The sequence below is a fragment of the Candidatus Defluviilinea proxima genome (assembly GCA_016721115.1).
GTDB classification, from domain to species: domain Bacteria; phylum Chloroflexota; class Anaerolineae; order Anaerolineales; family Villigracilaceae; genus Defluviilinea; species Defluviilinea proxima.
In genome coordinates, this window is record JADKIW010000001.1 from 4,645,318 (window position 1) to 4,660,651 (window position 15,334).

The following is a 15,334-nucleotide window of genomic DNA, read 5'->3' on the forward strand; positions in this document are numbered from 1 at the left end:
GGAATAGAGAATAGAGAGTGGAAACGAGTTTCCATTCATCTAATCACTATTCTCTCCCAAGAGGTACACATGGCTAAAATCACAATCCGCGAGGCGATCTCGCAAGCTCTTATGGAAGAAATGGACCGCGACCCCGCTGTCTTTATCATGGGTGAAGAAGTCGGCGTTTGGGGCGGTACCTATGCCGTGACCAAAGGCTTCTTCGATAAATACGGCGCAGACCGCGTCAAAGACACTCCCATCGCAGAAAACGCCATCATCGGCGGCGCCATCGGCGCGGCGATGGTCGGTCAACGCCCCATCGCAGAACTCATGACCATCAACTTTGGTTTCTCGGCAATGGATTACATCGTCAACCAGGCACCGAAACTACACTACATGTTCGGCGGACAGTTCAAAGTACCGCTGGTCATTCGTGCGGTCGGTGGCGGTGGACGTCAACTTGGCGCCACACACTCACAGACTCCCGATGCCATCTTCGCCCACTTCCCCGGCTTGAAAGTGGTCAGCCCCGGAACGCCAGAAGATGCCAAAGGATTGCTCAAATCAGCTATTCGGTCAGATGACCCGGTGCTCTTCCTCGAACACGCCACCATGTACCAAGTCCGCGGCGAAGTTCCCGAAGGTGAATATACCATCCCCATCGGGAAATCCAAGGTACAACGCGAAGGCAGTGACGTCACCATCGTCACCTACTGCAAAGGTCTCGAACTTTCCATGAAAGCCGCAGACGAACTTGCTAGCCAGGGCATCAACGTGGAAGTCGTTGACCTGCGCACACTGCGCCCGCTTGATATGGAACCCATCATCGAGTCCTTCAAGAAAACAAACCGCGCCGTTGTCGTCGAAGAAGGCTGGAAGTCCTATGGTGTTGGCTCCGAGATCGTCAGCCGCATCTACGAAGAAGCCTTCGATTACGTCGATGCCCCCATCATCCGCGTTGCACAAAAAGAAGTACCGCTCCCCTACAACCGCACACTCGAACAAGCCGCGCTCCCGCAGGTGGCTGATATCGTCGGCGCGGTAAAGGAGGTTTTGAAATAATGGCCGAAATTATCAACATGCCCAAACTCGGCTTCGATATGGCGGAAGGTCTTCTCGTCCGCTGGGTGAAGCAAGTTGGCGAAAACATCAACAAAGGCGATATCCTCGCCGAGATCGAAACCGACAAAGCCACCGTCGAAGTGGAATCCCACGCGAGCGGTGTTGTCTTGCAACTCATCGTGGATCAAGGCACGATGGTCCCCGTCAACGCGCCTATTGCTGTAGTTGGCGCGGCTGGTGAAAAAGTAGACGTGCCCACCACGACTGCTCCTCAAAAAGCAGAAGCCAAAACGGAAGCAACGCCTCAAGCTGCCCCAACGTCTGCTGCTCCTGCTCAACAAACCTCTGCCCCGCTGACAACTGGTCCTGTCAAAGCCAGCCCGCTTGCAAAGAAGATCGCGAAAGACAAAAACGTCAATCTCGCTAACGTGGCACCGGCCCCGGCGGACGGGTTGTCCGCAAAGATGTGGAAGCCGCTCTTTCCAGCGGAACATCGTCCGCACCCGCTTCGATACAACCCGTTATCGTTTCTCACGAGGACAAGGTCGTCGCTACTACCAAACTCCGCCAAGCCATCGGCAGACGCCTGGTTGAATCCAAGACAACCATCCCGCACTTCTATGTGACCAACGAATACAAAATGGACGCGTTAATGGATATGCGCAAGCAAGCCAACGCATATCTACCCGACAACGAAAAGCTCTCCGTCAACGACTTCATTCTCAAAGCTGTTGCGCTGACCCTCCGTCAATACCCCAATCTCAACGCCACCATCAAAGGTACTGAGATCATCCAATTCGGACACGTCAATGTTGGTGTAGCAGTCACCGTCCCCGGCGGCTTGATGACCGTTGTCGTCAAAGACACCGATCAAAAGACCATGCGCCAGATCTCTGCCGAAGTCAAAGCCATGGCTGGCCGCGCCCGCGATGGCAAGGTTAAGCCTGAGGATGTAGATGGTTCCACCTTCTCCACATCCAATCTCGGCATGTACGGCGTGGACGAATTCATCGCCATCGTCAACCCGCCCGAAGCCGCAATACTCGCCATCGCCGCCGCAAAGGAAGTCCCTGTTGTGGAAGGCGGTCAGATCACAACAGGCTGGCGCATGAAAGCCACCATCTCCGTCGACCACCGCATCAGCGATGGCGCCGAAGCCGCCCAATTCATGCAAGCACTGGGAAAACTTCTGGAAAATCCAGTTGCGATGCTGGTGTAAAAGTAAAAGCTCCGAGTTCTTGAAGAACTCGGAGCTTTTTTGATCCAAGTTTACCGCTATGGTGCGGCGATCACCAACTCCGTGGTCATCCCCACATCATCCAACGAAGTGTACCAGTAGTCGGTCGTCAGACCTTCTGTCGGGATCCCCAGGATCTCGTTGAAACTGCTCAAGTACTTCGTTCTCTCACTCGTGAACACCTTCACTCCATTCGTGCTCACCACTCGCACTGGTCCTCCGTTGATCCCATACCGCGGGAACACTCTCTGCCCAGGTAGGATCGAGTACGGTGTCGTGTTCTTCTTCACGCCTCCGATATACACATCCACTTCCGCTGTCTCCGTCTCACTTGGGTTCCCGATCACCAAGTACGTGATCATGCTGGCATCATCCAAGGAGGTGAACCAGAGTTCGGTCGAGGTTTGAGCTATCGGGTATCCCAACACTTCATTGAAACTGTTCCCATACTTCGTTCTCTCGCTCGTGAACACCTTCACTCCGTTCGTGCTCACCACTCGTACCGGTCCTCCGTTGATCCCATACCGCGGGAACACTCTCTGCCCAGGTAGGATCGAGTACGGTGTCGTGTTCTTCTTCACGCCTCCGATGTATACATCCACTTCCGCTGTCTCTGTCTCGCTCGGGTTCCCGATCACCAAGTACGTGATCATTCCCGCATCGTCATAGCTCGTGAACCAGAACTCTGTGTCCAGTTGGGTCGAGGGGAACCCCATCACTTCATTGAAGCTGTTCCCATACTTCGTTCTCTCACTCGTGAACACACTCACTCCGTTCGTGCTCACCACTCGTACCGGTCCGCCGTTGATCCCATAGCGCGGGTACACTCGCTGCCCGGGCGGGATCGAGTACGGTGTTGTGTTCTTCTTCACGCCTCCTATATACACATCCACTAACGCTGTCTCTGTCTCACTCGGGTTCCCGATCACCAGGTACGTGACCATCCCCGCATCGTCCAATGAGGTGAACCAGTATTCGGTCGTCAGTTGATCCGCGGGGAATCCTACGATCGAGTTGAAGCTGCTCCCGTAGATCGCCCGCTGGCTCGTGAACATGTTCACCCCGTTCGTGCTTCTCACTCGTACTGGTCCGCCGTTGATCCCGTACCGATCCGTTATACGCCCACTTGGTATAACGGTGTAGTTCTTTGGCGGGTTGGTGCCGATCGTTACATTAACTTTGGCATGTTCGTATTCATATGCCCCAATGTCACAGTGACTACCCTGCGGACGGGTCACCCCGCGCTGATCGGTGGTGGGACATACGCTGTCATTGCCCGCGTCGATGGCAGGAGAGCCTGCGAGCAAGGGGATGGTTTGAGTGAAGCCACCATAGTTGCCCAGAGTTCCCAACTTGGGATCCGTCGTGATGATGTTCGTACCGCCTGTATATCCGCCTTGGATTATGCTGTCAATCATAATAGTAATGCCGGCGTCGTCTTTGTTAAAAACTTGTGGCCCAGTTGGGGCGTCATTAGCCCAAAAGATGGAATTGTGTACCGTTGGACTACTGCCAGATCTATTGTACATACCACCACCAAGTGAACTTGCAAAATTATTAGCGAACGTCACATTGGTCAAAGTTGGATTACTACTACCTTCATTATTGATTCCGCCACCAAGTCCAAACGAGATTCCCTCAACAATTACGGAAGCTGAATTACCACTAAAAGTAACATTTGTTAAAATTGGATTGCTACTGAGTGAATTTACCATCCCGCCACCGGCAGCTGCTATGTTGCCACTAAATGTTACATTTGTCAGAATAGGGTTGGAATAGCTAAAGTTTTCCATCCCACCACCACTGCGGCCACCAGTATTATTTTCGAAACTTACATCTGTTAGGATAGGACTACTGGAATAATCGTTACGCATTCCCCCACCTTCAAGTGCAGAGTTATTTCTAAAAACGACATTTGTAATCATCGGAATATAATGTTTGTCTTGAATGTAAAGTAGATTCCCGTGGTTATACATCCCACCACCAAATGTGGTGGCTTGATTTCCATCAATAATCAAGTTTTTCACACTTGGGCTTCCAAGGTTATTATAGATCCCTCCCCCTTTTCCAGCATCGCCTGTACTTGTATGTGTTTCACTATATGCATTCCCGCCTGTGACTGTAAAGCCATCCAGTAGGGCAGTATTATCTGTCTCACTCCCAACCACAACATGATAGGAATTGTCGGAGTTGTTCCCCACAACGCCAATATCACCGCTCAAGGTCGTAACATTTGTTTCCCAGTCGCGCTGTGAGAGCAAAGCCTCAGTACCCGCAAAGCCTCCATAGATTGCCACGCCATTCTTGAGAGCAAAGGAAATCGCACGGTCTGTGCCCGTTGTCGGCTTGTATGTCCCTGCCGCGACCCAGATATCATCCCCACTTGATGCGGCAGACAAGGCAGATTGTAAGTCAGTATAAGCATCGATCCAGGATGAACCGTTGTTCGCACCGGTTGCATCCCATTTGACATAATGAATCTGAGGAGCAACTAATTTACTAATAAAAATATCCCTATTACCCGCACTAGTTAAGTTACTTGTACCTATTCCAGTATCAAAGTCAACTGTAGCGCCAAAATAGCCTGTTGTGTATACGTTTCCACTTTTGTCGATATCAATCCCCTGCCCACGGTCTTCTGCTGTTCCACCCATACCTCTTACCCAAACAAAGCTCCCATTGGCATCCAGCTTGCTGATAAAGATATCGTGGCCAAATATTGAAGTCAATTCATTTATCCCCGGGCCCGGGTCAAAATCAATCGTATTGTAGAATCCTCCCGTAATATATACCATTTCATTTCCATCTACTGCAAGGCCATGACTATAAATGTAACCATATATTCCACCAATATTTTTCGCCCAAACATAATACCCGTTACTATCTAATTTGCTTATGAAAGCATCTTCAAAACCTATACTGGTTAAATTACTTACTCCTACGTTGGGATCAAAATCCATTGTTTCTGAAAACGAACCTGTTGTGTACACATTCCCATTATTATCTAGTGCAATTGATGATGAATCATCACTAGTTACACTACCCATTCCCTTTGCCCAGACAAACTTTCCACTCTCATCTAATTTGCTTACAAAGATATCATCTCCCCCAACGCTCAACAAATTATTTATAGAAACATTTGGATCAAAATCACCTATACTAGAAAAAGTGCCTGTTGTATAAACATTTCCGCTAGCATCCACGGTGATATCCCGCCCTTGATCAACAGATGTGCCACCCAACCTTTTTGCCCAAACAAAGTTGCCATCACTATCTAGTTTGCTAACAAAAATATCTTCATCACCTGCACTGGAAAGGTTACTAATTCCAATACCAGGGTTAAAATCACCAGTACCAGTGAAACTACCTGTTATATATATGTTACCGTCACTCCCTATTTTGATCGCATGCCCAAAATCATAAGATGCTCCTCCAGCATTTTTTGCCCAAACTAAATTACCATTGCCATCTAGCTTGACAATGAATATGTCTTCAAGCCCTGCACTAGTCAAATCGTTGGTACCTACTCCAGGGTCAAAATCAACAGTTCCATAGAAGGATCCTATAACATAGACATTACCGTTACTGTCCAAAGCAATTGAAAAGCCGATATCCATGTTTGTCCCACCAATTCTCTTTGCCCAAATCAGTTCCCCCATTTCATCTAATTTGGTAATAAAAATATCAGTAATCCCTGCACTTGTTAGGTTACTTACATCGACGCCCGGATTAAAATCTACTGTTTCATAAAAGGAACCCGTTGTATACACATTTCCTTCAACATCTATAACAATTCCCCTACCTACATCAGTAGATATTCCTCCCATGCTTCTTGCCCAACCAAAACTAACCGAACCTGCTTGTACAGGTTCAGCCTCAAATCCTCCCAGAACTATTACCAATATAAGCATAATTCGTACAACTACAAGAACTGTTTTTTTTGCAAACATAATTTTCTCCCTGGGAGTGCTTCCTCCCTAGTGTTTGGTTTAGAAGTTCCTTTACAAGGGTAACTTCATCGAAATCATTATAGACCTCCAACTTTCACAAACACAAGGTGATGGATGTCACAGTTTGGTTACAGTAAAACAGTCCGCCTCAAAAGAGGCGGACTGTTTTACTGTTATGTTGCTCTTTGACTGTTTTCTACTCTATGGTGCGGCGATGACGAGTTCTGTAGTCATTCCCACATCATCCAACGAAGTGTACCAGTAGTCGGTCGTCAGACCTTCTGTCGGGATCCCCAGGATCTCGTTGAAACTGCTCAGGTACTTCGTTCTCTCACTCGTGAACACCTTCACTCCGTTCGTGCTCACCACTCGCACCGGTCCTCCGTTGATCCCATACCGCGGGAACACTCTCTGCCCCGGCAGGATCGAGTACGGTGTCGTGTTCTTCTTCACTCCTCCGATATACACATCCACTTCCGCTGTCTCTGTCTCACTCGGGTTCCCGATCACCAGGTACGTGATCATGCTGGCATCATCCAATGAGGTGAACCAGAGTTCGGTCGAGGTTTGAGCTATCGGGTATCCCAACACTTCATTGAAACTGTTCCCATACTTCGTTCTCTCGCTCGTGAACACCTTCACTCCGTTCGTGCTCACCACTCGCACTGGTCCTCCATTGATCCCATACCGCGGGAACACTCTCTGCCCCGGCAGGATCGAGTACGGTGTCGTGTTCTTCTTCACTCCGCCGATGTACACATCCACTTCCGCTGTCTCTGTCTCGCTTGGGTTCCCGATCACCAGGTACGTGATCATCCCCGCATCATCATAGCTCGTGAACCAGAACTCTGTGTCCAGTTGGGTCGAGGGAAACCCCATCACTTCGTTGAAGCTGTTCCCATACTTCGATCTCTCACTCGTGAAGATGTTCACTCCATTCGTGCTCACCACCCGCACTGGTCCGCCGTTGATCCCATACCTTGGGTACACTCGCTGCCCGGGCGGGATCGAGTATGGTGTTGTGTTCTTCTTCTCTCCTCCTATGTACACATCTACCAATGCGGTCTCTGTCTCGCTTGGGTTCCCGATCACCAAGTACGTGATCATCCCCGCATCGTCCAATGAGGTGAACCAGTATTCGGTCGTCAGTTGATCCGCGGGGAACCCTACGATCGAGTTGAAGCTGCTCCCGTAGATCGCTCTTTGGCTCGTGAACATCGCCATCCCGTTCGTGCTTCTCACTCGCACCGGTCCGCCGTTGATCCCGTACCGATCCGTTAGTCGTTGCCCTGTTCCTATTCCGTAGTTCCCCTGTGTGTTCCCACCGATCGTTACATTGATGTTCGAACAACCTATTGATGTATTGAATGTGCTGGTGTAGTTCTGCCCACTTGTGTTGGCTCCCAGGTTGCTGTAGCTGAGGTTCTGCGGCGCAAAGGTGTGACAGGTACTTGTTGGGGTTACTGTTCCACTCCAGCCACTTGGTACTGTGATCGTGTAACTCCCGTCTCCTTTGGAGGTTACGCTCTTGGCGACTCCATCCGTGTAGCTTAGGGTCACTCCTCCTACCCCTACATTGCCGGAGATAGAAGGGTCCGCATATTTAATTTTGTATATTTTTCCAGTAGCGTAGTCTGCTAAATACAACTCTCCTTGTTGATCTTCACCAAATGTGGTGATATTGAATGCAGTATCAGCAAGCTGAACGGGCGTGGTCCACCCTGTAGGTAAATTATTGTATGTGCTAAAAATCCTGCCACTACAAAAATCTCCATACAGATAGTAACCCTTCAGTGAAGGGAAATTAGAACCACGATAGACATATCCACCTGTGACTGAACAACCAAGGGTATGATCGTACTCAGCTACTGGAAGAATCTTTCCTGTTTGGTCACATCCGCTGGATGGGTTGTAACATAAACTACCCTCCATAATCCGCCAACCATAGTTCTGCCCACCTGTGCTGTTTGAAGGCTGAAAATCTATTTCTTCGCGTACACCCTGGCCCACATCACCGATGTACAAATCGTGAGTAGAACGGTCAAAGGAAATACGCCAAGGGTTTCTCAAGCCATAGGCCCAGATCTCTTTCTTAATGCCCGAGGTGGGATCACTGTAAAAGGGGTTTGTAGCAGGAATGGCGTAGGGTGAACCGGAGTTCACATCAATGCGCAAGATTTTTCCGAGGTGACTTTTCAAATTTTGTGCATTGTTATTGGGATCCCCTCCCCCACCACCATCACCTGTTGACCAATATAGGTATCCATCATTTCCAAAAGCAATCGTGCCACCATTATGATTCGAGTTTGTTGGATGATCGATGGTCAAAATGGTGGCGCCACTACCTGTATTGGCCAGGTCGGGATTCCCTACAGAAACAGTGTACTGTCTCAATGTCAAGACGGAGCCGTTTGAATCTCCACTTCGAGGTGCCGTGTACACAACGTAGAATTTTCCATTGCTTGCATAAGATGGATGGAAGGCAAGCCCCAACAATCCCTGTTCCCCGGAGGTCGATCGAACACTGGATTGAATATCTAGAAAGGGAGTTGACAACAACGACCCATTTTTTATGATGCGGATTTTTCCACTTCGTTCAAGAACAAACAACCGATTTGAGCCGTCACCTGCATGAGTAATGAATACAGGATTGTTCAAACCACTAGCAACTTCCTGGAAAGTTAATTTGGAAGGATCTAGAAATGCAGGGACTGCCACTACACCATCCAGAACATTACTATCGATGCCAAGTGTCAGGCTTCCCCATGTTTCGTCGTGATCGCCTTCATATTGCCGAATTCGTTGTTGATTCGCCCATACAGTATTTGGAATACAAGTTCCAAGGTTCCAAACACTCGCGCTCGGGTCGTAGTAGCCTTCTCCGATATTGTGATACCACCTTGCAGGCCAAATCACATCAGGAATATTTGTAATATTCAGAAAATCGCTTAAACCAGTATTACAAAGCGTTGAACCATATACGCCTGCCAAATTTCCGCGAGATTTTATCTGAGAAACCCACCCGTTCATAAAAGCATTAACTGCATTGCGACAAGCCGAGTCTGTACCATAGTATTCTATATCATAATAGACAACAGAACCTGTTTTGTCAGGATATGTAAGACCAAGTTCTGCGAGTCTTTCTACAGCCAGATTTGCTTCACTAACTCCCTGATTATAAGCAGTTGTCATATTGCTACTCATGCGTGAACTAAAGCCGGTACATGGCGCCTGGGGCCCCACCCATGTGGGGATAAACTGCCAGCCTTGTTGATTTAATTGTTGAAGATAGTATGCGGTCAATACATTGTTGGCACATGCCCGGCTGGATCCCCCGATATATAAATTAACGGCTTTATATGGACTGTTATTCCACCAAGTTTGCATTTGGGAGATGGATGGAATCTCACACTTGTCAAATCCCTGACCAGTAAACGTGTTGGTACTCCCAATACCTGCAAGTGTGCTTGTTATATTTGCATTTTCTATATCTAAAATCTCCAGAGCGGTAATTTCCGGTCGAACATCAGGAAGATGTACTGTTTGCCATGTAACACCTCCGTTGAACGTCTGTAGCAAACGGGTAGTTGATGAACAGGAAACAGAAGCAGGTTGATCGGTCAGAGATGAAGCGGTAACACAATCTGCCTCAACAGATTTGGCCCACCCAATATCCGTTGACACCATATCCAAGTTAACGATCGAAGAAGATAGTCCATCTGTGTTTTCAAATGTATCAAATTCTCCGTCTTTCATGCGAACAATAGTTTTTGTTCCTGAAATAACTGCAAGAAAGTTCTCGGGGTCAAGAATAGATAACGGAATAATCCCGGGCTCCGCACCTAAAGCCACCTGATATACAAGGGACCACTCATCGATTGAATTATCGTAAACATATAGAGTAAGGTTGTTTTTAAGACCCACATCTGTCGTCACTAAAATGCCTTGACCATTGAAATAATATGGTTGATAAATCACCGTAAGTGCATCCGTTTTTATCCCCGACTTTGCGTCCAGCCAATTGACGCCACCATCCTGTGTTCTAAAGATTTGATCTCCGGCTGGCCCACCAGTTGCCCAACCGGTTTGGGATTCACTAAAACTAATATTATCTGCAACCGGCAAAGTAGATCGTACCCAGGTAACTCCACCATCAGATGTTGTGAAAAGAGTACCTAAACTGAAGTTCGAACTTGTGGCTTGTTTTACAGCGATCCAGCCGGCCTGCACGTCAAACCACCCAATGCTTGCTTTCTCAGAATGAGCGGATACATCACCTTCATCAAACAAGTCTAGAGGCAGAGTCTCCCAGTTCTGCCCGTGATTGAGAGTTCGAGCAAGAGTAAAACTTGAACCGCCATCTGGATTATTGATATTCCACAATATCCAACCACTTTCTTGATCGAGAAAATACACGTCTTGTATTTTTGCATTTAATGGAATTGCAGGGCCGATTTCATTCCAAGTTTGAGCCGCATCCAATGTCCAGAATAAGTGCTCATTCGACAAAACCCAACCAGATGATGGTGTTAACAATTCAAACTGATCAATTTGAAGATTGGGTTGCATTACTGGCTTTTGCCACAATCCCTGGTCGTGCCCCACCCGCAAATACAGGAAGTATCAACAATAAAAGAAAAAATCTGCTCCAAATTCGCATCTCTACTCCGAATATGTAAATTTTTGCCGCTGAGGGGGAATATTGCTACAAAGTATTCTAACTGTTTATAGAATTATTTTGTTCCTTGTATCATCCCCTAATGGTACTCTTACGCTGACTACCCTATTAACAAGGGTAAATCTATTTTGCCATATCTGCTTTTACCTTATGAAGAATACACTTATCTACTCTCTTCAATATTTATATCGTTATGCTTATCTTAACGAACCTACAAGTTCGTCTCACCGAGAGGCGAACTTGTAGGTTCATATTACCCTTTATTACTTACGGTGCGGCGATCACCAACTCCGTGGTCATCCCCACATCATCCAACGAAGTGTACCAGTAGTCGGTCGTCAGACTTTCTGTCGGGATCCCCAGGATCTCGTTGAAACTGCTCAGGTACTTCGTTCTCTCACTCGTGAACACCTTCACTCCGTTCGTGCTCACCACTCGCACTGGTCCTCCGTTGATCCCATACCGCGGGAACACTCTCTGCCCCGGCAGGATCGAGTACGGTGTCGTGTTCTTCTTCACTCCTCCGATGTACATCCACTTCCGCTGTCTCTGTCTCACTCGGGTTCCCGATCACCAGGTACGTGATCATGCTGGCATCATCCAATGAGGTGAACCAGAGCTCGGTCGAGGTTTGAGCTATCGGGTATCCCAATACTTCATTGAAGCTGTTCCCATACTTCGTTCTCTCGCTCGTGAATACCTTCACTCCGTTCGTGCTCACCACTCGTACCGGCCCGCCGTTGATCCCATACCGCGGGAACACTCTCTGCCCCGGCAGGATCGAGTACGGTGTCGTGTTCTTCTTCACCCCTCCGATGTACACATCCACTTCCGCTGTCTCTGTCTCGCTCGGGTTCCCGATCACCAGGTACGTGATCATCCCCGCATCGTCATAGCTCGTGAACCAGAACTCTGTGTCCAGTTGGGTCGAGGGGAACCCCATCACTTCATTGAAGCTGTTCCCATACTTCGTTCTCTCGCTCGTGAACACACTCACTCCGTTCGTGCTCACCACTCGTACCGGTCCGCCGTTGATCCCATACCGCGGGTACACTCTCTGCCCAGGCGGGATCGAGTATGGTGTTGTGTTCTTCTTCACGCCTCCGATGTACACATCCACTAACGCTGTCTCTGTCTCACTCGGGTTCCCGATCACCAGGTAGGTGATCATGCCTGTATCGTCCAATGAGGTGAACCAGTATTCGGTCGTCAGTTGATCCGCGGGGAATCCTACGATCGAGTTGAAGCTGCTCCCGTAGATCGCCCGCTGGCTCGTGAACATGTTCACTCCGTTCGTGCTTCTCACTCGCACCGGTCCGCCGTTGATCCCGTACCGATCCGTTATACGTCCGCTTGGTGCAACGGTGTAGTTCTTTGGTGGGTTAACGCCTATTGTGACATTAACTTTGGCATGTCCGTATTCATATGCCCCGATGTCACAGTGACTCCCAAACGGACGGGTCACCCCGCGTTGATCGGTGGTGGGACATACGCTGTCATTGCCCGCGTCAATGGCAGAACTACCGGTTTGCAAGGGTATGGTTTGTGTGAAACCACCATAATTACCCAGGGTTCCCAACTTGGGATCGGCTGTGATGATGTTTGTTCCACCAACATACCCATCTTGAATTACACTGTCAGTGACATAAGGAACACTGGTGTCGTTATATATCTGTGATCCAGTGGGGGCACTGTTTCCCCATAAAATCACATTTTGTAATCCTAAGTTGCTATTCGCCTCATTATAAATCCCACCTCCATAAGTAGACGCCAAATTTGCACTGAACGTCGCATTCAAGATGTAAGGATGGCTGTCTTGATTCCCCATTCCGCCACCGTATACGGCTGAATTGCCGCTAAAGGTTACATTGGTCAAGCTTGCATCGCTAAAGTGATTCCACATCCCACCGCCAAAATTCGCCGAGTTATTGCTAAACACTACACTGTGCAAGATAGGATGACCATGATTGCCATCACTCACACTGTACATACCGCCACCTAGGAGCGCTAAATTGTTATCAAAAGTGATGTTACTTAACACCAGATAGCCATAGCTAGTGTATAAACCTCCCCCATATTGGTCCGCAAAAGTTCCATTTGCATTTCCAGAAGTAATTGTAAAACCATCCAACTGTGTCGAAATGTTTACAAAAGCCGCCGTAACAACATGATAAGAGTTATCACTGGTGTCATGCTCAATGCCGATATCGCCGCTCAGAATCGTGACATACTTCGAAGGGTCACGTTCAGTAGACAACATCTCGGTCCCTGCAAAACCTCCGTAAACTGACACACTATCTTGAAGTATAAAAGAAAGCCCGCGATCAGTACCAGTGGTTGGTTTATAAGTTCCTGCCGCGACCCAAATCTGCTCTCCGCTTGAGGCGAAGGCAAGGGCTGATTGCAAATCGGTATAGGCATCGGTCCAGGATGAGCCGTTATTTAACCCAGTTGCATTCCACTTAACGTAAATAATACAGCCCGGTCCTGGGTATGGGTAGCTAATTGGAGATGATGGCGGGCAAAGACCTGGGTAGGGATATGGGTAAGGATATGGATATAACAGACTCTTACCTTCATATCCATAGGCCGTGCCGGTATTTGCCGCGATACCCACAAGCAGAGCAATAATCAAAAAAGCAATTTCAAATTTTATTTTTTTCATGGGAGATCCTCCTGGTTCAATATATTTGTACATTCAGAAACTTTGTAGATGGCAACTTCGCCATCCCGAAAAACTGGTGAAGTCCAACTCGTTTGTGACAATCGAGAATCGTTAAAACTATTATTCTTACCTCCTGAATATATGTATATCTCTTTCGCCCCTGTTGCACATATTTTATTTAAAGTATCAATAGAATCCCAGTTAGTATTAAATGACAACTTGTTCGTTGGCATCTGAAGAAGCGGGCTTAACCAAACGCCAGCATCTGTTCCGTAAACTTGACCATTATTTTTGAAGGTTGGAATAAGAAAGAGAGTGTTATTTGAAAGATTCTCTCGAATCCACTGAAAGGCAAGCTCATCCTTCTTTCCAAAATAGTTACAACACACATCCGGGTATATTGAATTATGTAGCAAGAAATTGAATACCACACATCCAATAATTGCAATAGTCATACTCTGCTGTAATATTCGGTTTACTTCCAAATTTCTGATCAGTCCGCTAAATCCAAGTCCACCCATCGTTGAAAGTGGCACAAAAAGAGCCATCTCCAGGAATTGGCGATCCAACAAAGCATACTTATTTCCAATTGTTAAATTTGGAATCAACGCAACCAAGCATAATCCAAACAAAAACAAGGATATTCCAACTGATGCCGTTGGGTGTGATCGAAAGGCAAAAGGTGTGATAATAAGCAAGATGGCCCAGACAAGAGGCGAGTTGTAAAACCTTGCAAGTGGCTGTAGAAGTGGCCATAAAACAAGTACAAATAATAATGAAAAGCGTACCGTTTGAAAAAAACTCAATTCATTATTAAGTTGCAACTTACGGGAAAGGGAAAAACCTATAAAAGCTATAGCCAAACATATAATAATCCTTGTATGAATCAGAGTGATCCCTATTACAAGAACAGAAACATAGACAAGAAATTTATCTTTTTTGAGATCATTACGTAGTGCCAACCATAGCAATAACACAATGACCGGCATGGTCGATATCGCCGCCAAAGCAGGAAATTTCCCCCAGTTTACAGAGAATGACGGCATAAGCCACCCCACCGCTGATAACAACCCAGAAAAGGCAGCTCCACTCTTACTTTTTGTCAATCCATACACCAAAGCGGCAACAGAGATAGGGGCGATAACTAAAAACAATTGTCCCAATAATGGGATGGCAGTAGACAAATCCAAGCCTGATGTTAATACTAGCCATGCCGTAAGGGAGTGAAATCCATGATGATAATAATTATTCAAAACATTATTAAGAGATATTTTGACGAGATTCGCCGTATCAGGGTAAATAATCCCAACTACAATTTGATAATGAATTGGAGAGTCAGAATAAGGCGGCAGAATAATCCGTGTTAGATACGCAAGCCTAACACACAGCATAAAAATAAAACCGACACTCAACGCAAAAAAATCAGCATTGATTTTTATTTCACGTATCCTATTAAGATTTTTAAACAAGAACAAAACAGTCCCAATTAATATAAAGATACTCAATGGTCTCAATAGAGACGGTAAAAGCAAAGAAACCATTGCAACGATATAGGATAGTAAACTCAAGGTGATACACCCGACACCAACCCCCACCAATGAGTTCAATTCTGAATTAAGCTGGCCATTACTCATTAGCTTAATCGTGATCAATCCCAAACCGAATATGCATACAAAGAAAATAAATACCCCCACCTTGTAGTCATTAAGAATGGAGAAACCATCTAAAAATATATTCCACCAGATTACCAGTTTGTTCAT

General features: G+C 47.1%; 8 protein-coding genes. 3 read left to right on the top strand and 5 right to left on the bottom strand.

Annotation, left to right across the window (positions count from 1 at the left end; translation table 11 throughout):
* Positions 1-69: 69 nt before the first annotated feature.
* From IPP66_21680 to IPP66_21690, 3 genes are read left to right on the top strand one after another with little or no spacing between them, the layout of a single operon-like run.
* Positions 70-1,044, top strand: coding sequence for an alpha-ketoacid dehydrogenase subunit beta (locus tag IPP66_21680; protein MBK9927892.1), 975 nt, complete (start codon positions 70-72; stop codon positions 1,042-1,044).
* Positions 1,044-1,670 carry an E3 binding domain-containing protein gene (locus IPP66_21685; protein MBK9927893.1) on the top strand — a complete coding sequence of 209 codons (627 nt, stop codon included), beginning with the start codon at positions 1,044-1,046 and terminating at the stop codon, positions 1,668-1,670. Before IPP66_21680 ends, IPP66_21685 begins: the two co-directional genes overlap by 1 nt.
* 14 nt (positions 1,671-1,684) lie before the next feature.
* On the top strand, positions 1,685-2,263 hold the full coding sequence (locus IPP66_21690) for a 2-oxo acid dehydrogenase subunit E2 (GenBank protein ID MBK9927894.1): 579 nt from the start codon (positions 1,685-1,687) through the stop codon (positions 2,261-2,263).
* Between the two features lie 56 nt (positions 2,264-2,319).
* On the opposite strand, the gene IPP66_21695 is transcribed toward IPP66_21690, so the two are convergent.
* The 5 genes from IPP66_21695 to IPP66_21715 form a co-directional block, all read right to left on the bottom strand.
* Positions 2,320-6,231 (bottom strand): SBBP repeat-containing protein, encoded by a 3,912-nt coding sequence (locus IPP66_21695; protein ID MBK9927895.1) that lies wholly within the window; start codon positions 6,229-6,231, stop codon positions 2,320-2,322.
* Between the two features lie 201 nt (positions 6,232-6,432).
* A complete protein-coding gene (locus tag IPP66_21700) occupies positions 6,433-10,800 on the bottom strand; it encodes a PQQ-dependent sugar dehydrogenase (protein ID MBK9927896.1) in 4,368 nt (1,455 codons plus the stop codon).
* Between the two features lie 376 nt (positions 10,801-11,176).
* Positions 11,177-11,341, bottom strand: coding sequence for a hypothetical protein (locus IPP66_21705; GenBank protein ID MBK9927897.1), 165 nt, complete (start codon positions 11,339-11,341; stop codon positions 11,177-11,179).
* Positions 11,307-13,574 (bottom strand): hypothetical protein, encoded by a 2,268-nt coding sequence (locus tag IPP66_21710; protein MBK9927898.1) that lies wholly within the window; start codon positions 13,572-13,574, stop codon positions 11,307-11,309. Before IPP66_21710 ends, IPP66_21705 begins: the two co-directional genes overlap by 35 nt.
* Positions 13,571-15,334: a hypothetical protein gene (locus IPP66_21715; GenBank protein MBK9927899.1), complete on the bottom strand. Its 1,764-nt coding sequence runs from the start codon at positions 15,332-15,334 to the stop codon at positions 13,571-13,573. The genes IPP66_21710 and IPP66_21715 overlap by 4 nt, the downstream gene beginning before the upstream one ends.